This window comes from Bacteroides sp. 90-K9/2 (assembly GCF_047310725.1).
Taxonomy (GTDB): domain Bacteria; phylum Bacteroidota; class Bacteroidia; order Bacteroidales; family Bacteroidaceae; genus Bacteroides; species Bacteroides vicugnae.
Genome location: NZ_JBCGVL010000008.1, coordinates 43,527 through 68,983 on the forward strand (window position 1 = coordinate 43,527; position 25,457 = coordinate 68,983).

Sequence of the window (25,457 nt, forward strand, 5' to 3'; positions counted from 1 at the left end):
TTAATTGTGTACTAACGTACCTATCTCTTCTCCGCTGATTACTTTCTTTAAGTTACCTACTGTGTCCATATCAAATACGACGATAGGCAGATTATTTTCTTTGCACATACAGGTCGCAGTTAAATCCATAACTTTCAGACCACGTTTCAATACTTCATCATACGTAATGTCATCGAATTTGGTTGCGGTAGGATCTTTTTCAGGATCAGCTGTGTAAATGCCATCTACGCGAGTACCTTTCAGCATAACGTCTGCTTCGATTTCTATTCCTCTTAGTGAAGAACCGGTATCTGTAGTAAAGAAAGGATTTCCCGTTCCTGCAGACATGATAACCACTTCACCGTTTTCCATACATTCGATGGCCTTCCATTTACTGTAGAATTCACCGATAGGTTCCATCCGTACTGCTGTCAATACACGTGCTTTTACACCGGTAGCTACAAGAGCAGAACTTAGAGCGAGGCTATTGATAACGGTAGCCAACATTCCCATTTGGTCCCCCTTCACACGGTCAAAACCTTTATTGGCTCCGCTTAATCCGCGGAATATGTTGCCTCCTCCGATGACGATACCAATCTGTACCCCTTGTTCGTGGATTTCTTTGATTTGTTGAGCATATTCTGCCAGTCTTTTTTCGTCAATGCCGTATTGCTTTTCGCCCATCAAGCTCTCTCCACTGAGCTTTAGTAAGATTCTTTTATACTTTGCCATACCTTTTGCTTTTTATTGTTTGCCGCAAATATAGAGATAATTTATCGGATAGCCTCACTGGGATGCGATTACTTTTTTCATTATTTGCCTTCCCAAAAAGGTTTGTACAACTCCTCGCAGGGAAAGATAAATGAGAAAAGCCAGCCACAGGGCGTGATTTCCTAGAAGAGGATGGAAAGCGTAATATACTCCGAAGAAGCTGGCGGAGGCGACTAACATGGAGTAAAGCATCTGGCGGGTAGCGGTGGCACCAATAAATACTCCATCCCACAGGAAAGCAGAAAAACCAGCTAGCGGAATGATAAGTGCCCAGTAAAAATAAGTGTCTGAAGCGTTGATTACTGAAGTGTCATTGGTTAGCAATCCCAGAAATTCTTTTCCGCCGATTGCATAAAGGATGGTGAATATCAATGAAAGACCCAATCCCCAATAGAAAAGGTGATGTACTGTGTTGCGTAAGGCTGTTTGATTCTTGGCGCCTATATAACGGCCGGTCAATGCTTCACCGGCATAAGCAAATCCGTCCATGATGTAGGAAAACAGAGTGAATAGTTGCATGAGTAAGGTGTTTACGGCTAATACAATTTCTCCTTGGGCGGCTCCTGCAGAGGTGAAAAATAGGGTGACCGCAACCAAGCAAAGGGTACGGAAGAAAATGTCCCGGTTGACTTGGAAGAAACGGTACATGGCTTGTTTCTGTATAATTTCTTTCCATACGATTCGCTTTTTTAGTGCACTATAATAGCGCATATATAGCAATATGGCCATGAAGAAACCTGCATATTGTGCGATTAAAGTTCCTGTTGCCACTCCTGCCACTTTCATATCCAGTAAGTAGACAAAGGATAGGCTGGCTACAATATTGACAATATTCTGAGTAATAGCGATATACATGGGAAAACGTGAATTCTGCATTCCGATAAACCAACCGGCGAATCCATAAAGTCCTAATGTGGCGGGAGCTCCCCAGATACAGATATAGAAATAAGTAGTTGCTAGTTGCTCGACTTCCGGTGTGGTTTGTATCAGAGTGAATGCCAATTTTAGGATAGGGTATTGGAGTATCAACAGGCAAAGAGCTATAAATAATCCTACGCCAACGGAACGTAACAGTAACCGGGTGATTTCATTTAGATCATGCTGACCATATGCTTGTGAGGTCATGCCACTCGTCCCCATACGCAGGAATCCGAAAATCCAATAGATAATATTGAACAACATTCCCCCTACAGCAATGGCTCCAATGTAGGCCGGAGAACCGAGGTGTCCTACGATGGTAACATCGATAAGTCCCAGTAGCGGGACGGTGATATTTGATATAATCGATGGTATGGCTATCCGTAATATTCGTCTGTTTTCGGAGGATTGTTTTTTATCTATCATTTTATAGAAACACTTTTATCAAATTGATTGTTCTTTTCGTCCGCAAAGGTACATTTTTTATTTTTTTGTTGTATCTTTGTGAATCACGAACTAAATAGCAATCAGATGGATTATGAGGACCTTAACTATTTTTCTTTTATCTTTATTCTCACTGCCGCTGGCGCTGAATGCACAGTCGGTTGATGAGATGTTGCAGAAAGTATCTGCCGCTATTGAGGCTGGGCAGAATGGACAGGCTGTGAGCTATTTCCGGCAGACTATTCCTCTGAATATAGACCGTACGGAAATGTATTATTGGACGAATGTGGACAAGAATAGTGAAATTAGCTCCAAACTGGCTACCGAATTAGCTCTCGCCTATAAAAAGAAACGAAATTACGACAAAGCTTATTTGTTTTACAAAGAGTTGCTGCAAAAGGACCCAAATAATGTAGATTGTTTGGAAACATGTGCAGAAATGCAAGTGTGTCGCGGACAAGAAAAAGATGCTTTGCGTATGTACGAAAAAATATTGCAACTCGATGCGGATAATCTGGCTGCTAATATCTTTTTAGGAAACTATTATTATTTGATGGCAGAGCAGGAGAAGAAAAAGTTAGAAATGGATTACAAGAAACTTCCTTCTCCCACTAAAATGCAGTATGCCCGCTATCGGGACGGATTATCGAAGTTATTTACTACCCGATATGAGAAAGCACGTAGTTCGTTGCAGAAAGTTGTTCTACGTTTCCCATCGACAGAAGCTCAAAAGACATTGGATAAGATATTGAGAATAGAAAAAGAGGTGAATCGCTAAGCGGTTCACCTCTTTTTCTATTCAAATACTAATATCTAAATTGTATAGGTGGCTGTTCGTCACAGCTCAATGAACGGGTATCTGCTGATGTGTATTCTTTTACTCCGGGAATAAGAGGGCTGTAAGATAATACGTGACGGATACGCTTACGTTGCTGGAACGTAAATTGGTCTGAATAACAAAAAGCATAGTCCATGATATTGTGCGAAATAAAGGTACCGCCTTCACAGTTCGTTCTTGTACACAACTCATCGAAGGAATACTTATCCAAATTATCTATACCATTTATCCACTCTGTATATTGGGTAATGTTATAGGTCGGGGTATCTGTACAATAATCAGTATCTTCACACAAATCAGTATTATCTCCATCTTCAGAAAAGGCATGATGTAGTCCAAGATAATGTCCTAATTCATGTGTAAGAGTATTGTAAACGTCGGTCGTGTAGTAGTATCCATTATTACTGTTTACATAAATATAGTTACTATTAATAGAGACACAATGGGGATATTCCACCTCATGGCTTAAAAAATAATTTCCATTGTTTAAGCCATCTAATGGATACGATGATAAATAATAAGGTAAATGTGCAATTCCTAAAATGTTTTTTTCGCTAAATGGGTATACAAAGATATTGATATATACTTTAGGATTCCATAGCATTTCCGAATATTTCTTAGCTTGACTTTTATCTTTTCCATCCATAAACTGTTCGCAAGACATAGGAAGAGTTGCTTCCCATTCTATTCGTTCAACACCAGCTTCCTCTAAGGTAGTTCCATCCGGTTTTTCTGTTGCCATAACAAATTCAAGATTCATATCCTGACTAATATTATGGCTTGCGTTTTGATACATTTTATTTTTATACCGCAAATTACATGCATTAATGATTTGGGCAAGGCGACCTTTATCTATGTATTGCTTTCTGTCATCAGGGTCTTTATAAAGAACATGAAATATGACGGGTAGCTTGTAATAATGTTCGCCGGTTGTGTTTGTAGCAGGGGATTGGGTTATTTTTATAGTTTTATTTGTTTTTTTTGCTATAATGGTAACAGTCGCACTTCTTTCTTCGGAAGTGGTATTGGCATGTATAGTCAAAACGAGTTCTCCGTCATTACTACCATTTTGTAGGTTTGGAATACACCAACTTTGATTACTGGTAGTCCTCCAAGTAGAATTGCATGTGATAGATACTTTTATTATGCTTCCTTCCGAACTAATATCATTAAATGTAGATTGGGAAATTTCTAGAGTTGCTGAATCAGAATTTGAATCACTACAGCCTATTAGCACCCATAATAATGGAAGCAGGAATATTAATCTTGTTTTCATAAATGAGAGAGTTTTTTTATAAAACATCGGTTTCAAAGATAATGTTTTAATCAGTCAGTCAATTATTTATTTCAATAAATATTCTACTTCTTTAAACATATAGTCTCTTTTTGTCTGTTTCTCATCTTCTAAAATCAATCTGCCTTCGGGTTCTACACAAACGATTCGCGCAAGAAATTCACCGCTAGCATCTTTGTAACGGTGCATTCCTTCCTTTCTGAAAAGCGATTTTTCATATTGGGTTACAAATGATGTGTCATTCTTTTGAAGTTGGCAATAATAAGATTGGATGCGTAGCATAATATTCCTCAATACCTCAAAGATATCATATTGATTTCCTGTAATTTGGTATAATGAAACAGGATTAGGGGCAGAACTGTGAAACGTTTCCTGATTAATATTAATCCCGATTCCTGCTATACTTTGACTGATGTTCCGTCCCATCAGATCGTTTTCTATCAATATACCGCATATTTTCTTTTCTTTCCAATAAATATCGTTCGGCCATTTGATAGAGATATCGGTGGTATAGGTATCCAGTTCTTCCTTAATAGCTAAAGATACAACTTGGGAAATAAGAAACTGGCGGCGTGCTTCCAAAAACTCAGGAAAAAGCACAAAGCTGAAAAGGAGATTTTTGTACGGCTCCGATTCCCACGAATTTCCACGCTGTCCCCGTCCTGAAGTTTGGAAGTTGGCGACTACGGTCGTAAACTCTTCTACTTTTTCTTTGGCACAAAAAGTGTGTAGGTAACTATTGGTAGAATTAGTCTCGCTGATATGAATCAATGGAACCGGGAATATTTCAGGGGAGAGCATCATATTCTGCACGTAACTTTTTGGTGAATTTTTTGATTACCTCGTCATAAGAGTGATCAATCAGTTGCTTGATCAATTTATCATCCACATCTCGGTCAAAGAATACCTGATTCCAGTATTTCTTGTTGAAATGCCATGCACCTTCCACGCCATTATAATGGTCACGCAATTCAATGGCATATTCAGGATCGCATTTCATGGTAATCCTGTCAGGTGTATTGAAATTGATACATAAAAACATTTTACCCATGACCCTGATGGTTAGGAAATCATCACCGAAAGGTGTATCTTCCGTTACAGCTTTTTTGTTGAGGCTGTATTCTCTGGCTGTCTCTATATTCATAATTCTATTAATTATATACTCATTCAGTGTCTTTCAGCGTTGAATTTTAAAATAAAGGAGGGTAAAATGCTTCCTCTATATGTTCAATCTTGAAATTTATCTCATCGCCTACTATCGTAATGATATCAAAGCGTACAGGAGTGTCAAGCTGAAACAATCTGATATAGGTATCCGCTGCGCGTACCGTACGTCTTATTTTGGGTAAATCAACAGCGTCTTCCGGTTCGGCAAATAGGGTATTGCTGCGGGTTTTCACCTCTACTACAATCAGTTCATTGTCCTTTGCTGCTACAATGTCCAGTTCGAAATGTCCTTTTCTCCAGTTCCGGTCACGGATGCAATACCCTTTCTGTTCAAGATAAGCTACAGCGGCATTTTCTCCGGCTTTTCCTAAATCATTATGTTTAGCCATCTTTTTTTGCAAATTTACTGCTTTTATTCTTTGTATTTACAGAAGTAAAAGTAATTTTGCAGAAGATATGAGAAAAAGGAGTAAAAAGTGCCTGAAAATGCATGTCGAATGTACCAAAAGGGAACGACGAATGAGCATTTTGTTGAGCGACGAAGAACAGCTGATTGTAGATCGTTATCTGGAGAAATATAAGATAACGAACAAATCCCGTTGGCTTCGTGAAACCATTCTCATGTTTATCCATAAAAATATGGAAGAAGATTATCCGACCCTTTTTGGTGAACATGACATGAGACGATAATCGATAATTAAAAATAATAATTGAAAATTAAAGGGGGATGCTGGACGATGTTTACTTCATGAAACAGGCTTTGATAGAGGCAGGCAAAGCTGCTGATCGGGGAGAAGTTCCTGTTGGGGCTGTCGTGGTTTGTAAGGAGCGGATTATCGCACGTTCCCATAATCTCACAGAAACATTGAATGATGTAACGGCTCATGCCGAGATGCAGGCTATTACAGCTGCTGCCAATGTGCTTGGTGGCAAATATCTGAACGAATGTACTTTGTATGTCACAGTTGAACCTTGCGTGATGTGTGCAGGAGCTATCGCTTGGGCACAAACTGGCAAGCTAGTATTTGGTGCCGAAGATGAAAAACGCGGCTATCAGAAATATGCAGGTTCAGCTCTACACCCTAAAACTGTGGTTGTAAAAGGAGTAATGGCTGACGAATGTGCTGCATTAATGAAAGAGTTCTTTGCTGCGAAACGAAAATAGAAGCGGTATCCTGTTTATTTGATTTCCTCAAAATCTACATATTCACCATCATCCTGGGTGAATATTTTTTTATGTCTTTTTTCCGAAATATTCTCGGAATATATTTCCTCTTCATCATTAATCGGACGACGATTTCCCTGGTCATAGTCCTGTTGGTTTGTATGTCCCGATTCCGTTTGTCTCGGGCGGGATGAAGATGAACCACGTCCTAATCCGAAAATAGTTCTTAGTATGAAGCCGACAATAGAAAGGCCAAATACAAAAATGGCGATGATAAAAATGAGTATAAATAAAAGTATATGCATTGGGCTATGATTTTTATGTTGTTACTTCGATAAAACTCATAGTACAACAAACGTGCCAAGAGATTGTTTATTTACTTTTTCTTGTAAAAAGTGAAAGTAAAATATACCATACAATGATGGCGGCGAAGCTGCTGATCCCCAGAAATATAAGGAGGGGAATACAGATAATCAGGAATATAAAACTGATTTTGTTGTCATTCCATGACAGATTTTTAAATTTCAGCGAAAACATCGGTATTTCTGATACCAGTAGTCCGGAAAACAGACAGACAAGTATAAGAAGGTAGACAGGATGGCAGTTGTCTGATATCAGGAAATCATGCGCCCCTGCTACTAGAGAGGCCCAGAACAACGCATTGGCAGGAACCGGAAGTCCGACAAAAGAACTGGTCTGTCGCGTGTCATTATTGAATTTAGCCAGACGCAATGCTGAAAAAACGGAAATCAAGAAGGCTGAATAGGGTAGGTAAGAAGCGATGAACCCCATGCTTGCCGGATCATACATTTCTTTGAACAGAGAGAATACGATCAGTGAGGGAGCGACTCCAAAACTGACATCGTCTGCCAATGAATCCAAATCTTTTCCGATAGGGGAGTGAGCATTGAGCGTACGGGCTAATAATCCGTCGAAAAAATCGAAAACAGCACTTAAGACAATGAAAAGCAATGCCAGTTCATATTTCCCTTCAAAAGCCATAACACAGGCAATACAACCGGAGAAAAGGTTTAGGCAGGTTACGGTATTCGGAATACTGTTTTTAATAACGTTTGTCATTGTGACAGAATTATTTAAGTTTGGCGATAACCGTTTGGTTACCGGTCGTTAATTGTCCCATGCTGACACATACTTCTGTGCCAATGGGTAAATACACATCCACACGGGAACCGAATTTGATAAATCCCATGTGTTCGTCAATATAACATTCTTCTCCTACTTCAGCGTAGGTGACAATACGGCGTGCCACTGCACCAGCAATTTGCCGGGTGAGTACTTCCACTCCTTCCGGAGTTTCGATCACTACCGTAGAACGTTCGTTTTCTGTGCTGGCTTTCGGCAACCATGCTTTCATAAAGTTTCCATTATGATGTGCTACCTTTTTAATGGTACCGTCCACCGGATACCAGTTGGCATGTACATTCACAATGCTCATGAAGATGGATATCATTAACCGGCGGTCATGGAAATATTCGTTTTCATCGACTTCTTCGATGACGACGATTTTTCCATCGGCAGGTGCAACGACAATCTTTTCAGTGTCCTGTCCGAAGAGACGGATCGGACATCGAAAGAAATTCACCATCAGCAGATAGACTGCTATACTCGCTACTGCTACCACATAAAATGGTATTTTGCAATCGATTCCCCAATAAAGAGCCGCATTAATCAATAGCAATAGCAAAAAGCTAGCCCATAATATATGTGTTCCTTCGCGGTGAATACGTATTTTTTTCAATTTCTTTAGTCGGCCCATGAATGCTGTTTAATGATATTGTCTGCAAAAATATACTTAATTTAAAAATTCAGCAAGTAAATGAGCATAGAAATGCGAATGTTGATAACTTTTTGAGGATTATTTTTGTTTATAACCCAGGAGGTAGTAATTTTATGCCTTCAAATTAACTACTTATCATTATGCAGGATTTCGTTCATTTACATGTCCATACTCAATATTCTTTGTTGGATGGTCAGGCTAGTGTAGCTCGTCTGGTCGATAAAGCCATGAAGAATGGGATGAAGGGTATTGCCGTGACCGATCATGGAAATATGTTCGGTATCAAGGAATTTACGAACTACGTCAATAAAAAGAACAGTGGTCCGAAAGGTGAAGTCAAGGATCAGAAGAAGCGAATTGCAGGAATTGAGGCCGGCACGATAGAGTGCGAGGATAAGGAGGCGGAGATTGCTGCTTGCAAAGCTAAGATTGTGGAAGCGGAAAACAAACTATTCAAACCGATTATCGGTTGTGAAATGTATGTGGCACGCCGCACCATGGACCTGAAAGAAGGCAAGCCCGACCAGAGTGGTTATCACCTGATCGTATTGGCTAAGAATGAAACAGGTTATCACAACCTTATCAAATTAGTATCGCACGCGTGGACGCGTGGTTATTATATGCGTCCGCGTACTGACCGTAGCGAACTGGAGAAATATCACGAAGGACTTATTGTCTGTTCGGCCTGTCTTGGTGGTGAGGTGCCGAAACGGATTACTGCCGGACAATTTGCAGAAGCCGAAGAAGCAATACAATGGTATAAGAACTTGTTTGGGGATGACTACTATTTGGAATTACAACGCCATAAAGCGACTGTCCCCCGTGCCAATCACGAGTGTTATCCGTTACAGGTGAATGTGAATAAGCATCTGATAGAGTATGCTAAGAAATTCAATATCAAACTGATTTGTACGAATGACGTTCACTTTGTAGATGAAGAGAATGCGGAAGCGCACGACCGTTTGATCTGTTTGAGTACCGGTAAGGATTTGGATGATCCTACCCGTATGCTTTATACCAAACAGGAATGGATGAAAACACGCGAAGAGATGAATGAACTCTTCGCTGACGTGCCCGAAGCATTGAGCAATACATTGGAGATTCTTGACAAGGTAGAATATTACTCTATCGATCATGCACCTATCATGCCTACTTTTGCTATTCCGGAAGATTTCGGAACGGAGGAAGGCTATCGGGCGAAGTTTACAGAAAAAGACTTGTTCGACGAGTTTACTCAGGATGAACATGGCAATGTGGTATTGAGCGAAGAGGATGCGAAAGCGAAAATCAAACGTTTGGGTGGCTATGATAAACTCTATCGTATTAAACTTGAAGGAGACTATCTGGCAAAACTAGCTTTTGACGGAGCTAAGAGAATTTATGGCGAACCTCTGACGGAAGAAGTCGAAGAACGAATGAATTTTGAGTTGTACATCATGAAAACAATGGGTTTCCCCGGTTATTTCTTGATTGTACAGGACTTTATCAATGCCGCACGTAAGGAACTGGGTGTATCGGTTGGTCCGGGACGTGGCTCGGCTGCCGGTTCGGCGGTGGCTTATTGTCTGGGTATTACGAAGATAGATCCTATCCAATATGATTTGCTGTTTGAGCGTTTCTTGAATCCGGATCGTATTTCCTTGCCTGATATCGATGTGGACTTTGATGATGACGGTCGTGGTGAGGTGCTTCGTTGGGTGACGAATAAATATGGTCAGGAAAAGGTGGCGCATATTATTACGTATGGTACCATGGCGACAAAGATGGCTATCAAGGATGTTGCACGTGTGCAAAAGTTGCCTTTGTCAGAATCAGACCGTTTGTGTAAATTGGTTCCTGACAAGATTCCTGACAAGAAACTGAATTTGCCGAATGCCATTGCTTATGTTCCCGAATTGCAGGCAGCAGAAGCGTCATCTGATCCACTGTTGCGGGATACGATCAAGTATGCCAAAATGCTCGAAGGCAACGTACGTGGTACGGGTGTGCATGCCTGCGGTACGATTATCTGTCGTGACGATATCACCGACTGGGTACCTGTCAGCACTGCTGATGATAAGGAAACGGGTGAAAAGATGCTTGTCACTCAATATGAAGGTTCGGTCATTGAAGATACCGGATTGATTAAGATGGACTTCCTCGGTCTGAAAACCTTGTCTATCATTAAAGAGGCCGTTGAAAATATCCGTTTAAGTCGTAATATTGAGGTGGATGTTGATGCGATCGATATCTCTGATCCGGCTACTTATAAATTATATAGTGACGGACGTACAATTGGTACATTCCAGTTTGAATCTGCCGGTATGCAGAAGTATTTGCGTGAATTGCAGCCTTCTACATTCGAAGATTTGATTGCCATGAATGCCCTCTATCGTCCGGGACCGATGGATTATATACCTGATTTTATTGATCGTAAACATGGCCGCAAACCGATTGAGTATGATATTCCGGTAATGGAGAAATACTTGAAGGATACGTATGGGATTACGGTCTATCAAGAACAGGTGATGCTTTTGTCGCGCTTATTGGCCGATTTTACCCGTGGTGAGTCTGATGCGCTTCGTAAAGCGATGGGTAAGAAGTTGCGTGACAAGCTGGATCACATGAAACCTAAATTTATTGAAGGCGGAAGAAAGAACGGACATGACCCGAAAGTGCTTGAGAAGATTTGGACAGACTGGGAAAAGTTTGCGTCTTATGCTTTCAACAAGTCGCATGCTACGTGCTATTCGTGGGTAGCTTACCAGACAGCTTATCTGAAAGCGAATTATCCTTCTGAATACATGGCGGCTGTGATGAGTCGAAGTTTGTCTAACATTACCGATATCACGAAACTGATGGACGAATGTAAAGCAATGGGTATTCAGACACTGGGGCCGGATGTGAATGAAAGTAACCTGAAGTTTACCGTAAACCATGATGGCGATATTCGTTTTGGACTTGGAGCTGTCAAAGGTGTAGGTGAAGCTGCCGTGCAAAGTATTATGGAAGAACGCAGGCTGAATGGTCCTTTCCTTGGAATCTTTGATTTTGTACAACGTGTCAACCTCAATGCCTGCAACAAGAAAAATATGGAATGTCTGGCATTAGCCGGAGGATTTGATAGTTTCCCGGAACTGAAACGGGAACAATATTTTGCTGTAAACTCTAAGGGGGAAGTGTTCCTGGAAACATTGATGCGTTATGGTAACCGTTATCAGGCAGATAAGGCGGCTGCCGTCAATTCCCTGTTCGGCGGCGAAAACGTTATTGATGTTGCAACTCCTGAAATACCTCAAGGGGTAGAACGTTGGAGTGATCTTGACCGTCTGAATCGTGAACGTGATTTGGTTGGTATCTATCTTTCCGCTCACCCGTTGGATGAATTCTCTATCGTATTAGAACATGTTTGCAATACACGTATGGCGGATTTGGAAGATAAAGCCGCACTTGTCGGTCGTGAAATAACGATGGGAGGGATTGTGACCAGTGTTCGTCGTGGAGTCAGCAAGAACGGAAATCCGTATGGTATCGCCAAGATCGAAGATTATTCAGGTTCTACCGAGATACCATTCTGGGGAAATGACTGGGTGACTTACCAGGGATATCTTAATGAAGGAACGTTCTTGTATATTAAGGCCCGCTGTCAGGCCAAGCAATGGCGGCAAGATGAGCTGGAAGTGAAAATCACCTCTATGGAACTTCTTCCCGACGTGAAAGAAGAACTGGTGCAGAAGATCACGATTATCATTCCCCTGTCTGTCTTGAACTCGGCTTTGGTCACTGAACTTGCTACTCTGACAAAGGAACATCCGGGAAATACGGAACTATACTTCAAGGTGACAGATGATGCTGATGTAACTCATATGTCGGTTGATTTGATTTCCCGTCCGGTTAGGCTTTCAGTAGGCCGGGATTTAATAACATATTTAAAGGAACGTCCCGAACTGGGATTTCATATAAATTGATTATATGTATTTTCTCAGATGAATATCAGTCCCTTAATAAATGGCAAATATAAAAAGTATTTGGCAAAAACTAAGGCACAGTAAAATATGAAATCCGGTTTCTGTATTAACCCTCCTTTTTAATTTAAAAAGGAGGGTTAATAGTGAGAATAATTTTGTCTGCTTTAGCCTTTTTTGAGTTTTTTGTATTCTTTAGGAGGCATTCCCATGATTTTATTGAATAGGCGTGAGAAGTAATAAGGATCGTCAATGCCTATTTTGTAGCAGACTTGGTTAATTTTTATGTTTGTGAAGTCCAACAGATAGCATGCCTGTTGGATTTTGAGCATATTAAAATAAGTCAGGGGGGAATATCCTGTTCGTTGGCTGAATAGTGAAGAAAAACGAGAAATTGAATAGCCCGTATGTTTGGCGATTTCTTGGAGTGTTAGTTTTCGTTCAATGTTCTCTTTCATGTAGTGTATTGTTTCAATGATTATATCTGTAGAGTTTGAATCCTGTTGAACGGCTCCTCTATATTGCTGAAGATATCTTAATGTTCCAAGATAGTGATAGAAGATGGAGCAGGTATATAATAGGTTTTCGTGGCTATATCCCATTCCTAGCGTATGCAAAATCTCCTCAAACATATCTATTCGGTTATTAATTCGGGAATGTATTCCTGGTTTGATTTCTATGGGATGTGAACATTGCGCAGAAAAATAGGGAGCCAACTTTCCTTTGAAGTGTATCCAATAGATAGTCCATGGTGAATCATCAGCAGAGCCATAGGAGTGAGGAATTCCAGCAGGCAAGATGAAATACTCATTGGCATTGACAGTATATCTTTTCCCATTTAGTTGATACCATCCTTTACCTTCATAACAATAAATAAATACATACTGGGAAATAGGCTCTGACCGCTCGATAAAGTGAAACTTTGCTTTGGGGTAATAGCCGATATCAGTAATATGTAAATGAGTCGATACGGGATTTTCTTCCATTTCATGTATAATGAATTGGGGAAGTACAACAGCTCTTTCGCCGCTAAATCCATCTTTTTTTTTAATCATAGTATTATTATTGAAAGTGTTGTTAGAGTTTTATGGCTAATTATATAAAGCTATGTAGAGAATTAGCAATGTAAATGAATACAAATATATATATATTATAAATATAGTCAGTTTGTTATATTGCATTTTAACATAGTAGATAGTAGTGATTGCTTCTTTTCTTCTGATTGACTTATGGTCTTTATGCTATTTTTGTGGTCTGTGTTTTGCTAAGTAGTAAAATAGTCCATCTTTATATATTTTTTTCTATTTTCTGTATTGATATTATTGTTTTTCTTTGCAGCAACTTCTATTGATATATTATGAAAAAGAATAATGTTTATCTGTTATTGATTTGCCTGGTCTCGGCTATGGGTGGGCTGTTATTCGGCTATGATTGGGTAGTGATTGGTGGTGCTAAGATTTTTTATGAACCTTTTTGGGGATTGGAAGATTTGCCCGTGCTTCGAGGTTGGGCTATGAGTAGCGCTTTGGTCGGATGTTTGGTTGGAGCTTTACTCTCGGGACATTGGAGTGACCGTTATGGACGTAAAAAAATGCTGATTATTGCATCATTTCTTTTTGTATTGTCAGCTTATGGAACGGGAGCGGTTAATGATTTCGACTGGTTTGTTTTTTATCGGATTGTAGGTGGATTTGGCATTGGAATCGCATCCAATATATCCCCTGTGTATATAGCGGAAGTTGCTCCAGCTCCGGTTCGAGGAAAATTCGTTTCTTTAAATCAATTGACTATTGTATTAGGTATATTGATGGCTCAACTTGCTAATTGGCAGATAGGAGAGTTTTATGCGGCAGATTCAACTACTCTTAGTGTGGAAAGCGTAGAGTGGGCTTGGAGATGGATGTTTTGGGGAGAGTTGGTGCCTGCAGGGGTGTTTTTTATTCTTGCATTTATGATCCCTGAAAGCCCGCGTTGGCTAGCTGCTAATAAACAGATGGATAAAGCGCAAATCATTTTAGCTCGAATTGGTGGAGATGACTATGCAAAGCAGACCTCGTCGGAGATAATTCGGCTAGTTACAGAGCAGCAACAGCAAAGCAATTGGAGACAACTTTTTCATCTGTCAGTTCGAAAAGTGCTGATAATAGGTATTGTCCTGGCTATCTTTCAGCAATGGTGTGGTATTAATGTTATTTTCAATTATGCGCACGAGATATTTTCCGCGGCTGGTTATCAAGTCTCTGATGTTTTGATGAATATTGTGGTGACAGGTGTTACCAATGTTATTTTTACATTTGTGGCTATCTACACTGTAGATAAGTGGGGGCGCCGGAATCTAATGTTTATAGGCTCAATTGGATTGGCGGCAATCTATCTTATTTTGGGTACATGTTATTATTGCGGGGTGAGCGGATGGCCAATGTTGTTGCTCGTCATATTGGCTATTGCTTGTTATGCCATGTCATTGGCTCCTGTTGTTTGGGTAGTACTTTCTGAAATATTTCCGGTGAGAATACGGGGAATGGCAATGGCTCTTTCAACATTTTTTTTATGGGTGGCCTGCTTCTTCTTGACGTATACATTCCCTATTCTTAATGAATCTGTAGGAGCAGCAGGTATATTCTGGTTGTATGGTGGCATTTGTTTGGCGGGCTTTCTTTTTATCCGGTCAAATTTGCCTGAAACAAAAGGAAAGACATTAGAAGAATTAGAAAAAGAATTAATAAAAAAATAGATAAAACATGATTGAAGAAGTAAAAGTTTGGGAGGAGGATATTCTTCTTCCTACCTATGCTATCGGCAAAGCTGAGAAAAATCCCATGTTTCTTGAGAAGCGGGTATATCAAGGTAGTAGTGGAGTCGTTTATCCATATCCTGTTATTGAAAAGATAGAAGATACTTGTAAGGAGCAAAGTTATCATGTTATCTATCTGGAAAATGAATATATTAAAGTCATGATTTTGCCCGAATTGGGAGGACGCGTACAAATGGCGTATGACAAGGTGAAACAGCGTCATTTTATATATTATAATCATGTCATAAAACCGGCTTTGGTGGGATTAACCGGACCGTGGATTTCTGGAGGTATTGAGTTTAATTGGCCACAACACCATCGTCCGAGCACTTATTTGCCGGTTGACTATCATATAGAAAAGAAAGAAGACGGTAGTGCAATCGTTTGGGTAAATGAAAGAGAACGTATGTTCCATCAAAAAGGTATGGCTGGTTTTACATTACGTCCGGGATGTGCCCGACTTGAAATACAAGGGAAAGTATATAATCCGACTCCTTTCCCTCAAACATTCTTGTGGTGGGCCAATCCTGCTGTCGCAGTGAATGAATATTATCAGTCGGTGTTTCCCGAAGATGTTAATGCAGTTTTCGACCATGGTAAACGTGACGTTTCTCGTTATCCTATTGCTACAGGAACCTATTATAAAATGGATTATTCCTCCGGAGTTGATATCTCTCGTTATAAAAATATCCCTGTACCTACTTCATATATGGCTATACGTTCAAAATATAATTTTGTAGGTGGATACGAGAATGATACACGTGCAGGAGTTTTACATGTGGCAAACCACCATATTTCACCAGGTAAGAAACAATGGACATGGGGTAATGGAGACTTTGGCCAAGCATGGGATCGTAATTTAACGGATACAGATGGTCCGTATATTGAGCTAATGGCCGGTGTGTATACAGACAATCAACCTGATTTTACATGGCTGCAACCTTATGAGGAAAAAACATTTGTCCAATATTTTATTCCTTATAGAGAATTGGGGGTAGTGAAAAATGCTTCTGAAGACATATTGATGAATATTGAAATAGGAGTGGACTGTGCAATTTTGAAGGTATTTGCTACGTCAACACAAACCGAACTTCATATAACTGTAACTCAATTTGGGAATACAGTCCTTGATATTATCAGAGATATTACTCCTGAAAATGATTTAAGAGAAAAGGTCGAAATTATAGAGATTAAAGACGTATGTGTCACTATCTCTAATTCCAAAGGAAAGTGCTTGTTGAAATGGAGACCAGAGCCAGAAGACATTAAGGAGGTACCGGAAGCGGCTAAGGCGGTTTTAGATCCGAAAGATGTCTCGACTACAGAACAACTGTATCTAACCGGTTTGCATCTGGAACAGTATCGCCATGCTACTTATATGCCTACTGATTATTATCAAGAGGCCCTGAACAGAGATCCGAGTGATGTCCGAAATAACAATGCTATGGGGCTTTGGCTATTGCGTAAAGGACAGTTTGCCAAGGCTGAATCTTATCTACGTCAGGCAGTAAAGACTTTGACAGAGAAAAATCCGAATCCTTATGACGGAGAGCCGCTATATAACTTGGGACTCTCTCTTAAATATCAAGATAAGCTTGCTGAAGCATATGACTATTTTTATAAGGCATGCTGGAATGATGCATGGCAGCATATGAGTTATTATTCTTTAGCACAGATATCAGCAACATGGAATGACTGGGAAAATGCGCTTTATGAAGTAGACAAATCATTAATGCGGAATTGGTGTAATTTACGAGGTAGGCATCTGAAAACAATCGTTTTGCGTCATTTGGGAGAAGTGGATAAAGCTTTGGCATTGATAGAGGAATCACTGTCTTATGATTATTTTAACTTTGGATGTAGTTTTGAAAAATACCTTATAACTGGAGATGAAGAAAATCTGCATTTATTGATGACACAAATGCGTAGAGAAAGCCATAATTACGAAGAGCTTGCTTTGGATTATGCCTCATGCGGATGTTGGGAAGAAGCACTTAAAGTGGTGAATGCCGCAATTGATTTTTCGGTATCACAACCGACACTATTATATTACTATAAGGCTTGGTTTCTGCTTCGGCTTGGTGAGACAGAAGCTGCTACGGCTGTGGCGAGAGTGGCTGAATTACAATCGCCGGATTATTGTTTTCCAAACACTTTGGAGGCAATATTAGCTCTTCAAACCGTCATCGGACTTATAAAGAAGGCTCCTAAAGCTTTGTATTATTTGGGTAATTTGTGGTATGACAAGAGACAATATGCAGAAGCTGTAGCTGCTTGGGAGACCTCTGTCGAACAGGATACTACCTTTCCAATTGTATTCCGTAATCTTTCTTTGGCATATTTTAATAAATTAGATCGAAAACAAGAGGCGGTTGCTTTATTGGAGAAGGCTTTTGGGTTGGATGTAAAGGATGCTCGTGTGTTGATGGAACTGGATCAATTATATAAGTGTCTTAACCGTCCGCATGAAGAGCGACTGTCTTTACTTGATGCATATAAAGAGGTTACGTTCTCGCGTGACGATCTTTATTTGGAGTATGTGACATTGTTAAATCAGTTAGGGCGTTATGAAGAAGCTATCCACCTGATTGATAACCGCCATTTTCATCCTTGGGAAGGTGGCGAAGGGAAAGTCCCCGCTCAATATCAATTGTCTCGTGTAGAATTGGTGAAAAAATATTTGAATTTGAAGGAATATGAAAAAGCATTGAAGTTGATAGATGAATGCTTTGTCTATCCTCATAACTTGGGAGAGGGTAAGTTGCAAGGAGCTCAAGAAAATGATTTCAATTATTATAAGGGTTGTATTATGCAAGCGATGGGACGGGATGCAGAAGCACAACGCTTATTTGTGAAAGCTAGTCGGGGAGATAGCCTGCCTGTAGCTGCAATGTATTATAATGATCAGAAACCTGATAAAATATTTTATCAGGGGTTAGCCTTCTTGAAAATGGGGGATGAAGAGAATGCTCGTAGTCGTTTTAATCGGTTGATTGATTTTGGTGAAAAACACTTATTTGATCGCTTCAAAATGGACTATTTTGCAGTATCTCTTCCTGATTTACAAATTTGGGAAGATGATATGAATAAGAAAAATCGCGTTCATTGCAACTACCTGATGGGACTTGGACATTTGGGGCTTGGTAATATGGAGAAGGCAAAAAGCTATTTTGATATTGCATCCCACTTGGATAATAACCATCAAGGTGTACAGATACATAGTAATATGATAAATAAGTAATAACTTCTTATGTCTGAAAAATATGAATAAACTAAAAATCAATCTGCTTTTATTGCTTCTGTATCCTTTGTTTGCAGGAGCTAAAGAGGTTAATCTTTCCTCGCCAAATAAAGTATTGCATGTTGCCGTGACGGCTGAAAAGAATGTTTCTATGCAGGTACTGCACAAAGAAAATGTCCTGTTTACAGTTCGTGATATTTACTTGGATACAGATCAAGGTATGTTGCCTAAGCTAAATGCAAAAGTACATTCAATAAAGAAAAATGCTGTTGATCAAATAATTGTGCCGGAAATAAAGGAGAAAAACTCTCGGATAGTTGATCGATATAATGAGATTTCATTACTGTTTGCTGACAAGACAAAGCTGGAAATTCGTTTATATGATAATGGAGTAGCTTATCGCATCTCTACCAATTGTAAAGGGGAGCTTACAATTTTTGATGAAGCTGCAGACTTTGCTTTTGATCCTTCTTCCACTTTGTTTTTTCAGAAAGACGCTAATATGAATAGTGACTATGAGGCACCTTATGTAGAACAGAAAATTCAAGATATAGAGCAAGGAGTAACAGGTAATTATCCGGCTTTAGTAAAAACTCCATCGGGAGTGAATGTGCTTTTATTAGAGTCTGATTTGCAGGATTATCCTTGTTTATGGTTAGAAAAAGGGAATAGGGATTTGAGAGCTCATTTCTGGAATTATCCTAAGACCTATAATGTTAAAGGTAATTCGAAGAACAGAAGACAAATTCTTACTTGTGAGAATTACATAGCTAAGACGTCCGGAAAGAGAACTTTTCCTTGGCGTGTGTTTGCTATAGCTTCGGAAGATAGGGATTTGCTGAATAATCAGTTGGTTTATCAGTTGGCACCTAAATGTCAGATTGAGACTCCTTCTTGGATAAAGCCGGGATGGGTAACTTTTGACTGGTGGGCACGACGAGGATTATATAATGTCGACTTTAAGGCTGGCATTAACACAGAGACTGCTAAATATATGATAGATTTCGCTTCCCATTTTGGCGTTCGTTATTTCTTATTTGATGATGGTTGGACATATAAAGAGGATTTGACACGGACGATTGACGGTCTTAATATGAAGGAGGTGGTAGATTATGCTACTTCAAAAGGAGTGGATGTGATGCTTTGGGTCACTTACGATCTGTTTGATAGCCAAATGGAAGCTGCGTTGGCTAAATTTTCCGAATGGGGCATTAAAGGATTAAAGATTGATTTTATCAACCGTTCTGATCAAGAGGCATCTAATTTCTACTGGAAAGCTGCAAAAAGAGCGGCTGAGTATAAGATGGTACTTGATTTCCATGGCGCATATCGTCCTGATGGATTAAGAAGAGCCTATCCCAATGTTTTGACAAGAGAGGCTTTGGTGGAATTTGAGCAGAACGGCGGAACTTATAAAGATAATCCGGATAATCGTTGCATGCTTCCTTTTATTCGTAATGTGGCCGGTCCTATGGATTACATCCCCGGAACATTGAATAATGCTACCAAAAAAACATTTCGTTTTAACCATGACACACCGATGGGGCAAGGTACAAGGGCACATTTCATGGCAATGGCCGTTATTGCTGAAAGTCCTATGCAGATGTTGCCAGATCCTCAATCTGACTATTATAAAGAGGCCGAATGTACGGAGTTTTTGGTAAATATCCCTGTTGAGTGGGATGAAATCGTGCCACTTGACAGTAGAATAGGTGATTACGTGACTATGGCTCGTAGAAGTGGAGATTCATGGTATGTAGCTGCTATTACAGATTGGAGTCCAAGAAAGATGAAACTGGATTTAAGCTTTTTGCCTAAAGGGAAGAAGTATAAGATGGAGATTTTTAAAGATGGCATTAATGCTGATATTCGTGCTATTGATTATAAACATGAATTTATAGAGGTTGAAGGTGGAGAAGTTATGAATATATCTTTAGCTTCAGGTGGAGGTTGGGTTGCCAAGATTTTTTAGTATCAAATCAGCATCAATATAAAACAGTAGTACGTGAGATTGTATGTTTGCAGTAAAATAGTCTATCTTTTTAGATAAATAGTCTATTTGAGTCTCTAAAATTATTCGCTTATTTTGCAATATTCTTAAGAATTGTTAGTTGTAATTAAGTCCGTAATATAAACCTTGTTTAATTAAATCTTTGTTTATGAAATGTAGTAATTTTATAAATCAGAACAAACGTTTCTGGATTTTTAGTTGGTTATGTGCTTTATCTGTTACGTTTATGTTTGCGCAAAACATAAGTGTAAAGGGATATGTGTTTGATAAGGGGACTGGTGATCCTTTGATTGGAGCGTCGGTTATTCAAAAAGGAACGCAAAATGGTGTCGTATCTGATGTGGATGGTAATTTTGTGATCAATATACCTATAAACGGTACATTGGTGGTACATTACATTGGTTATAATTCAAAAGAAGTTCAAGTGGCTTCTGCTGTGAAGAAATTGAAAATTGGGATGGAAGAGAATTCGCAGATTCTAGATGAAGTCGTTGCGATAGGCTATGGCTCTGCTAAGAAGAAGGACTTGACAGGTTCTATTGCTTCTATTAGATTGGAAGATTCTCCTCGTATGTCTCTTCCTAACATGAACGTGTTGGATGCTTTGAAAGGTCAACTTCCAGGTTTAGACATTGGTACTGCTACTAATGCGGGAGGTAATCCTAGCTTTAATATCCGTGGTCAAAACTCTATTAAGGCATCCAATAATCCATTGATTGTTGTTGATGGTGTTGTTCATCTCGGAAGTTGGAATGAGCTAAATCCTAGTGATATTGCTTCAGTAGATGTTTTGAAAGATGCGAGTTCCGCAGCAGTTTATGGTTCGAGAGCTGCCAATGGGGTAATTTTGGTTACAACAAAACGTGGTAAGAGTGAAAAGCCGACTATACGTTTTGGCGCGACTGTAGGCTTTCAGACTCCTACAACGAGACCGGATATGCTTTCTCCTGAAGGATATCTTCAATTAAAGAAAGACTTAAGAAGAATGAACGGTGCTTCTGAAGCGGATTTAGAATTGCAGAATCTGTTGACTCCATATGAGTATTCTGCTTACCAGGAGGGCAATATAATTGATTGGTATGATGAATGTGTTAGTATGGGGCTTTCTCAAGATTATCAGCTTAGCATTTCCGGGGGTACGGACAAACTGAACTATTATGTTTCTGGTCAGTTTCTTGATCAAGATGGTATTATGTACAATGACCAATTCAAAAAGTTCTCTGTAACCTCCAAAATAGAATCACAGGTTACAGACTGGCTGAAAGTTGGTTTAAAGTTGTCTGTTGTTAACAAAAATGCGGACGGTAAAGAAGCGGATATGAGAAACGCTGTAAACAACACTCCTTATGGTTATAAGTATGTTCGTTTTGAAGGGTTTGAACATGAGATGGAACGTTCTCCTCAGGGACATCAGACTACTATTAACCCGTTATGGCAGACAAGACAATTCAATGAAGACAGAAATCAGAATTATAATAGTGTGACATTTGCTCGTGTTGATTTGCCTTGGATAAAAGGTTTGTCTTATACATTCAACTTCTCTTTAAATCGTTGGGAAGGACATGGTGCAAACTTCCAAGATGAGCGTTATTTTATGAATACATTGGATGAAAAAGATCTCTATGATCAAACGAAGTATTTGGTAGACGCAAATGGTAGCAAAAGTCATTCTACACGTACAGACTGGTTTATGAACCATTTGATCAACTTCAATCGTACATTGGGTGATCATTCGGTAGACTTGACTTTATTGGCAGAACGTCAGAGGGCAACTACTACCAAGTCTGAATTGAGTGCAAAAGATTTCAAAGCAGCAGGTTCTACAGTTCTGGGTATTCATTCGCTTGAATTAGGTAATCCTGCTAAAAGAGGTATCAATACCGATAAAACAGTTCTTTCTCAATTGGCCTATATGGCTCGTGCCAATTACGCTTATAAACAGCGTTATCATGCATCTGCTTCTATACGTCGTGATGGCTATTCCGGTTTTGCGGATGGTAATAAATACGGTGATTTTTTCTCGTTAGCCGGTGCATGGACTGTGAGCAATGAGGCTTTTTTTAGAGATCATGTGAAGTTAATCAACTACTTGAAATTTAGATTATCTTATGGTGAAAATGGTAATCCGTCTGTCGGTTCCTATTCCACTTTCTCAAAAATGGGTTCCGGATCTTATTTGTTCGGTCAGGAAACAGCAAATACTTCAGCTTCAAGTGGCTTAGCTAACAAGGCACTTTCTTGGGAAAAGACTGGTGCATGGAATGTTGGAGTTGATTTCTCAATGTTCAATGATCGTTTGAGTGGTAATATCGATTATTACTCTTCAAGAACTGTTGATCTGCTGCTGAATCGTGCTATTCCTGTAATGAATGGTTTTCAGAATGTATCCGATAATATCGGTGAAGTGAAAAACTGGGGATTTGAATTCTCTTTGAGATCAAGGAATATTGAGACAAAAGATTTCTCTTGGTCTACAGGTTTGAATTTTTGGATGAACCGTAATAAGGTAGTTTCGCTATATGGCTTGGATGGTGATGGCGATGGTGTAGAAGATGATGATATCGCAAATAATCTTTTTATTGGCAAATCATTAGGTGCAGTCTATACTTATGTATTTGACGGCATTATTCAGGAAGATGACCTCGAGTATATGGCAATTTATGGTGGTAATCCAGGTGATGTTAAATTCAAGGATTTAAATAATGATGGTAAGATTGATGCTAACGGTGACCGTAAAATTGTAGGGTATTCCAAGCCTAACTTTACAATGACCATGTCCAATACCTTGACGTATAAAAACTTTGAACTCTATTTTTTACTGAACTGGATTTCTGGTGGTGGAAAAAATAATTATTATATTGCTGATAATATTTATGCTAATTATGTAGGAACCTTTGGCGGTGGCGGTACTGCTAACTGGCTGAATAAGGAATATTGGATGCCTGAACACCCTTCTAACAGGGTTCCTCGTCCAAATTATACGAATCCTTATCAGTATAAGTTCCCACAGCGTCATGACTTTTTACGTCTGCAAGACCTTTCTTTAGCTTATAGATTTGACGAAAAGCTCTTAAGTAAAACTCCTGTCCGGAGCTTGAAATTCTATGTGGCTGCAAAGAACCTTCTGACATTTACTTCTTGGGAAGGAATCGATCCTGAAACAGGTACGGCCTATGCTCATGGTAATCCTGCTTTGCGTAATATAACTATGGGAGTGGAAGTTACATTTTAAATTTAAAAATAGAGGAAAGATATGAAAAAATTAATATGCTTGGCATTGTCACTCTGTTCTCTCTGTGCATGTAATGACAGTGATTTTTTGAAGGAGAATGCAGATGATTTTCTTACAGTCGATAATTCTTATTTAAATGCTTCCCAGTTCAGAACTGGTTTGAATGAATTTTACCGAATTGTTCGTCAGAATTATAATTTTAGGGATGACCCTAATTATTTCTTTCAATTTGGTATTGGTACGGATATTATGTTTCGTCCAGTTTCTGATATGGATATGTATACAGACTGGAGTTTGGTAAATTCGACCACAGATATTTACCGTGTTGTTTATGGACGTCATTTTGGTATGCTTTATAATGTGAATACATTGTTGAAACAGACGGAAAATCCGGATGTAAGATGGAGCAATGAGGCTGAAAAGTTGGCGGCTCAGGCAGAAGCCCGTTTCTTTAGAGGATATTGTTACCGTTATTTAGGTTTTCTGTTTGGAGGGGTACCTATCCTGACGGAGCCGGTAGGAACTCCATCTCTTGCTTATACACGTGATAGTCGTGAGGATGTGTATAGACAATGTATCGAGGACTTTGATTTTGCGGCTAAGAATCTTCCGGTTTCTGTAACGGAGCCGGGAAGAGTGGTTCAGGCAGCTGCCTATCATTATTTAGCAGAGATGTATATTGCTCTTGGGGATGAAACTGGTGATAAGAGCATGTATCAAAAAGCGATAGATGCAGCCTCTATGGTCATTGACCAAAAGGTAGGAGAGTATTATTTGATGACAGAACGCTTTGGATGGCGTAAGGATGTAGCAGGGAAGGATGCCTTTTGGGATCTGTTCCAGATGAAAAGCGAAGATGGATTCTCTAATTTTAGTTATCAGACTGGAAACAAAGAGTCTATTTGGGTTATTCAGGTAGATAAATTCGTACAGGGTGGATTAAATGATGGCTTAGCTACCCGTACTGATCAAGAACGCGTATTCTGGCCTGCTTTTTGGGGAACTACAAAATTTGGTTATGACGGAAATGCCCGTGACTGGACTGGCCGTGGCATTTCTTGGGTACGTCCTACTCCGTACTTCTGTTACGATTTGTGGGGAAAATCAGGTTCGGAGGATCAGCGTAATGCGGAATTCAATATCAATCGTATTTATAGAGCTCCTAAACCAATCGTTAATGGTGTTGAAGTGGATGATCCTAATAAGGTTTACGAAACAGGTGTGACTTTGGAGGATGGAACAAATATTGTAGTAAAACTGAGACCGGGTGAGATTATTAAGAAAGAGTGGCTAACTACCAGACAAGATACAATGGAGCGTTTTTATCCTCGTATCATGAAATGTGGTTCAGATTGGCATTATGCTGCCGAACCGGCTAATGGTTTTGTAATGGAATGGTACGCTATCCGTTTAGCTGAAACTTATTTGATACGTGCTGAGGCGTATTTGAAGAATGACAACAAAGATGAAGCAGCTGCAGATATTAATGTAGTAAGAAACCGTGCCAATGCAAAACCGGTGGAAGCAGCAGATGTGGACATTGATTATCTACTGGATGAGAGAGCCCGTGAACTTTATGCTGAAGAATTCCGTACACTTACCCTATGCCGTATGGGACTGCTTTACGATAGGGTTAAGAGGTTTGGTTATGAGGCTTCTGCAAAGACTGTGCGAGAAAGGAATAACTTAGGTCCTATTCCCCAATCGGTTATTGATGCGAATTCCCAAGCAGAGTTCCCCAATAATCCAGGATTCTGATAAATTGTTGATATAGGTATTATTTAGATAATTATTAATTGGCAAGTTGATTTTGATTTATTACTGAATGGAGATAAATACTCTATCTTCTTGCCGATTAATT

The 25,457-nt window shown here is 39.5% G+C and carries 19 protein-coding genes; 9 read left to right on the plus strand and 10 right to left on the minus strand.

Features of this window, described 5'->3' with window-relative positions:
* Positions 1-711, minus strand: coding sequence for a UMP kinase (gene pyrH / locus AAHJ11_RS17060; RefSeq protein WP_004306551.1), 711 nt, complete (start codon positions 709-711; stop codon positions 1-3).
* A gap of 54 nt (positions 712-765) precedes the next feature.
* Positions 766-2,094, minus strand: coding sequence for an MATE family efflux transporter (locus AAHJ11_RS17065; protein ID WP_413579898.1), 1,329 nt, complete (start codon positions 2,092-2,094; stop codon positions 766-768).
* 112 nt (positions 2,095-2,206) lie between these two features.
* Here AAHJ11_RS17065 and AAHJ11_RS17070 point away from each other — a divergent pair, with 112 nt between their 5' ends.
* On the plus strand, positions 2,207-2,890 hold the full coding sequence (locus AAHJ11_RS17070; RefSeq protein ID WP_148365270.1) for a tetratricopeptide repeat protein: 684 nt from the start codon (positions 2,207-2,209) through the stop codon (positions 2,888-2,890).
* A gap of 28 nt (positions 2,891-2,918) precedes the next feature.
* On the opposite strand, the gene AAHJ11_RS17075 is transcribed toward AAHJ11_RS17070, so the two are convergent.
* The 4 genes from AAHJ11_RS17075 to AAHJ11_RS17090 form a co-directional block, all read right to left on the minus strand.
* Positions 2,919-4,226 carry a zinc-dependent metalloproteinase lipoprotein gene (locus tag AAHJ11_RS17075; protein ID WP_234132402.1) on the minus strand — a complete coding sequence of 436 codons (1,308 nt, stop codon included), beginning with the start codon at positions 4,224-4,226 and terminating at the stop codon, positions 2,919-2,921.
* Between the two features lie 66 nt (positions 4,227-4,292).
* The gene (locus tag AAHJ11_RS17080) at positions 4,293-5,048 is read right to left on the minus strand and encodes a biotin--[acetyl-CoA-carboxylase] ligase (protein WP_217721279.1); all 756 of its coding nucleotides are present in this window, start codon (positions 5,046-5,048) and stop codon (positions 4,293-4,295) included.
* Positions 5,032-5,388, minus strand: coding sequence for an MmcQ/YjbR family DNA-binding protein (locus AAHJ11_RS17085; RefSeq protein WP_148365267.1), 357 nt, complete (start codon positions 5,386-5,388; stop codon positions 5,032-5,034). Before AAHJ11_RS17085 ends, AAHJ11_RS17080 begins: the two co-directional genes overlap by 17 nt.
* A 46-nt stretch (positions 5,389-5,434) precedes the next feature.
* A complete protein-coding gene (locus AAHJ11_RS17090; protein ID WP_148365266.1) occupies positions 5,435-5,800 on the minus strand; it encodes a YraN family protein in 366 nt (121 codons plus the stop codon).
* A 67-nt stretch (positions 5,801-5,867) separates the two neighbouring features.
* On the opposite strand from AAHJ11_RS17090, the gene AAHJ11_RS17095 reads away from it, so the two are divergent.
* Positions 5,868-6,101, plus strand: a complete 234-nt coding sequence (locus AAHJ11_RS17095) for a hypothetical protein (RefSeq protein ID WP_004299215.1) — start codon at positions 5,868-5,870, stop codon at positions 6,099-6,101.
* 37 nt (positions 6,102-6,138) lie between these two features.
* Positions 6,139-6,576 carry a nucleoside deaminase gene (locus AAHJ11_RS17100; RefSeq protein WP_413579901.1) on the plus strand — a complete coding sequence of 146 codons (438 nt, stop codon included), beginning with the start codon at positions 6,139-6,141 and terminating at the stop codon, positions 6,574-6,576.
* 14 nt (positions 6,577-6,590) lie between these two features.
* On the opposite strand, the gene AAHJ11_RS17105 is transcribed toward AAHJ11_RS17100, so the two are convergent.
* The 3 genes from AAHJ11_RS17105 to AAHJ11_RS17115 form a co-directional block, all read right to left on the minus strand.
* Positions 6,591-6,881, minus strand: a complete 291-nt coding sequence (locus AAHJ11_RS17105; RefSeq protein ID WP_148365264.1) for a DUF4834 family protein — start codon at positions 6,879-6,881, stop codon at positions 6,591-6,593.
* Positions 6,882-6,948: 67 nt separating this feature from the next.
* Entirely contained in the window at positions 6,949-7,656 is a 708-nt protein-coding gene (gene pssA / locus AAHJ11_RS17110) for a CDP-diacylglycerol--serine O-phosphatidyltransferase (RefSeq protein ID WP_413579902.1), read from the minus strand.
* 10 nt (positions 7,657-7,666) lie between these two features.
* Positions 7,667-8,353 carry a phosphatidylserine decarboxylase family protein gene (locus tag AAHJ11_RS17115; protein ID WP_004299219.1) on the minus strand — a complete coding sequence of 229 codons (687 nt, stop codon included), beginning with the start codon at positions 8,351-8,353 and terminating at the stop codon, positions 7,667-7,669.
* Between the two features lie 161 nt (positions 8,354-8,514).
* On the opposite strand from AAHJ11_RS17115, the gene dnaE reads away from it, so the two are divergent.
* Positions 8,515-12,321, plus strand: a complete 3,807-nt coding sequence (gene dnaE / locus AAHJ11_RS17120; protein WP_148365262.1) for a DNA polymerase III subunit alpha — start codon at positions 8,515-8,517, stop codon at positions 12,319-12,321.
* 164 nt (positions 12,322-12,485) lie between these two features.
* On the opposite strand, the gene AAHJ11_RS17125 is transcribed toward dnaE, so the two are convergent.
* Positions 12,486-13,373 (minus strand): AraC family transcriptional regulator, encoded by an 888-nt coding sequence (locus AAHJ11_RS17125; RefSeq protein WP_148365261.1) that lies wholly within the window; start codon positions 13,371-13,373, stop codon positions 12,486-12,488.
* Positions 13,374-13,675: 302 nt separating this feature from the next.
* On the opposite strand from AAHJ11_RS17125, the gene AAHJ11_RS17130 reads away from it, so the two are divergent.
* The 5 genes from AAHJ11_RS17130 to AAHJ11_RS17150 all read left to right on the plus strand — a co-directional run bounded on the left by AAHJ11_RS17130 (position 13,676) and on the right by AAHJ11_RS17150 (position 25,354).
* Complete coding sequence (locus AAHJ11_RS17130) at positions 13,676-15,052, plus strand: sugar porter family MFS transporter (protein ID WP_413579903.1); 1,377 nt, start codon at positions 13,676-13,678, stop codon at positions 15,050-15,052.
* 7 nt (positions 15,053-15,059) lie between these two features.
* Positions 15,060-18,353, plus strand: coding sequence for a DUF5107 domain-containing protein (locus AAHJ11_RS17135; protein ID WP_259021517.1), 3,294 nt, complete (start codon positions 15,060-15,062; stop codon positions 18,351-18,353).
* 22 nt (positions 18,354-18,375) lie between these two features.
* Positions 18,376-20,325 (plus strand): glycoside hydrolase family 97 protein, encoded by a 1,950-nt coding sequence (locus AAHJ11_RS17140; RefSeq protein WP_148365258.1) that lies wholly within the window; start codon positions 18,376-18,378, stop codon positions 20,323-20,325.
* Between the two features lie 187 nt (positions 20,326-20,512).
* Positions 20,513-23,596, plus strand: coding sequence for a SusC/RagA family TonB-linked outer membrane protein (locus AAHJ11_RS17145; protein WP_148365257.1), 3,084 nt, complete (start codon positions 20,513-20,515; stop codon positions 23,594-23,596).
* Between the two features lie 21 nt (positions 23,597-23,617).
* Entirely contained in the window at positions 23,618-25,354 is a 1,737-nt protein-coding gene (locus AAHJ11_RS17150) for a RagB/SusD family nutrient uptake outer membrane protein (protein WP_320975119.1), read from the plus strand.
* The last annotated feature ends 103 nt before the right edge of the window (positions 25,355-25,457 follow it).

What these genes read in the sequence shown, in the direction of transcription:
- pyrH (WP_004306551.1), bottom strand. Translation starts at nt 711, where the DNA reads ATGGCAAAGTATAAAAGAATCTTACTAAAGCTCAGTGGAGAGAGCTTG.
- AAHJ11_RS17065 (WP_413579898.1), bottom strand. Translation starts at nt 2,094, where the DNA reads ATGATAGATAAAAAACAATCCTCCGAAAACAGACGAATATTACGGATA.
- AAHJ11_RS17070 (WP_148365270.1), top strand. Translation starts at nt 2,207, where the DNA reads ATGAGGACCTTAACTATTTTTCTTTTATCTTTATTCTCACTGCCGCTG.
- AAHJ11_RS17075 (WP_234132402.1), bottom strand. Translation starts at nt 4,226, where the DNA reads ATGAAAACAAGATTAATATTCCTGCTTCCATTATTATGGGTGCTAATA.
- AAHJ11_RS17080 (WP_217721279.1), bottom strand. Translation starts at nt 5,048, where the DNA reads ATGATGCTCTCCCCTGAAATATTCCCGGTTCCATTGATTCATATCAGC.
- AAHJ11_RS17085 (WP_148365267.1), bottom strand. Translation starts at nt 5,388, where the DNA reads ATGAATATAGAGACAGCCAGAGAATACAGCCTCAACAAAAAAGCTGTA.
- AAHJ11_RS17090 (WP_148365266.1), bottom strand. Translation starts at nt 5,800, where the DNA reads ATGGCTAAACATAATGATTTAGGAAAAGCCGGAGAAAATGCCGCTGTA.
- AAHJ11_RS17095 (WP_004299215.1), top strand. Translation starts at nt 5,868, where the DNA reads ATGAGAAAAAGGAGTAAAAAGTGCCTGAAAATGCATGTCGAATGTACC.
- AAHJ11_RS17100 (WP_413579901.1), top strand. Translation starts at nt 6,139, where the DNA reads ATGCTGGACGATGTTTACTTCATGAAACAGGCTTTGATAGAGGCAGGC.
- AAHJ11_RS17105 (WP_148365264.1), bottom strand. Translation starts at nt 6,881, where the DNA reads ATGCATATACTTTTATTTATACTCATTTTTATCATCGCCATTTTTGTA.
- pssA (WP_413579902.1), bottom strand. Translation starts at nt 7,656, where the DNA reads ATGACAAACGTTATTAAAAACAGTATTCCGAATACCGTAACCTGCCTA.
- AAHJ11_RS17115 (WP_004299219.1), bottom strand. Translation starts at nt 8,353, where the DNA reads ATGGGCCGACTAAAGAAATTGAAAAAAATACGTATTCACCGCGAAGGA.
- dnaE (WP_148365262.1), top strand. Translation starts at nt 8,515, where the DNA reads ATGCAGGATTTCGTTCATTTACATGTCCATACTCAATATTCTTTGTTG.
- AAHJ11_RS17125 (WP_148365261.1), bottom strand. Translation starts at nt 13,373, where the DNA reads ATGATTAAAAAAAAAGATGGATTTAGCGGCGAAAGAGCTGTTGTACTT.
- AAHJ11_RS17130 (WP_413579903.1), top strand. Translation starts at nt 13,676, where the DNA reads ATGAAAAAGAATAATGTTTATCTGTTATTGATTTGCCTGGTCTCGGCT.
- AAHJ11_RS17135 (WP_259021517.1), top strand. Translation starts at nt 15,060, where the DNA reads ATGATTGAAGAAGTAAAAGTTTGGGAGGAGGATATTCTTCTTCCTACC.
- AAHJ11_RS17140 (WP_148365258.1), top strand. Translation starts at nt 18,376, where the DNA reads ATGAATAAACTAAAAATCAATCTGCTTTTATTGCTTCTGTATCCTTTG.
- AAHJ11_RS17145 (WP_148365257.1), top strand. Translation starts at nt 20,513, where the DNA reads ATGAAATGTAGTAATTTTATAAATCAGAACAAACGTTTCTGGATTTTT.
- AAHJ11_RS17150 (WP_320975119.1), top strand. Translation starts at nt 23,618, where the DNA reads ATGAAAAAATTAATATGCTTGGCATTGTCACTCTGTTCTCTCTGTGCA.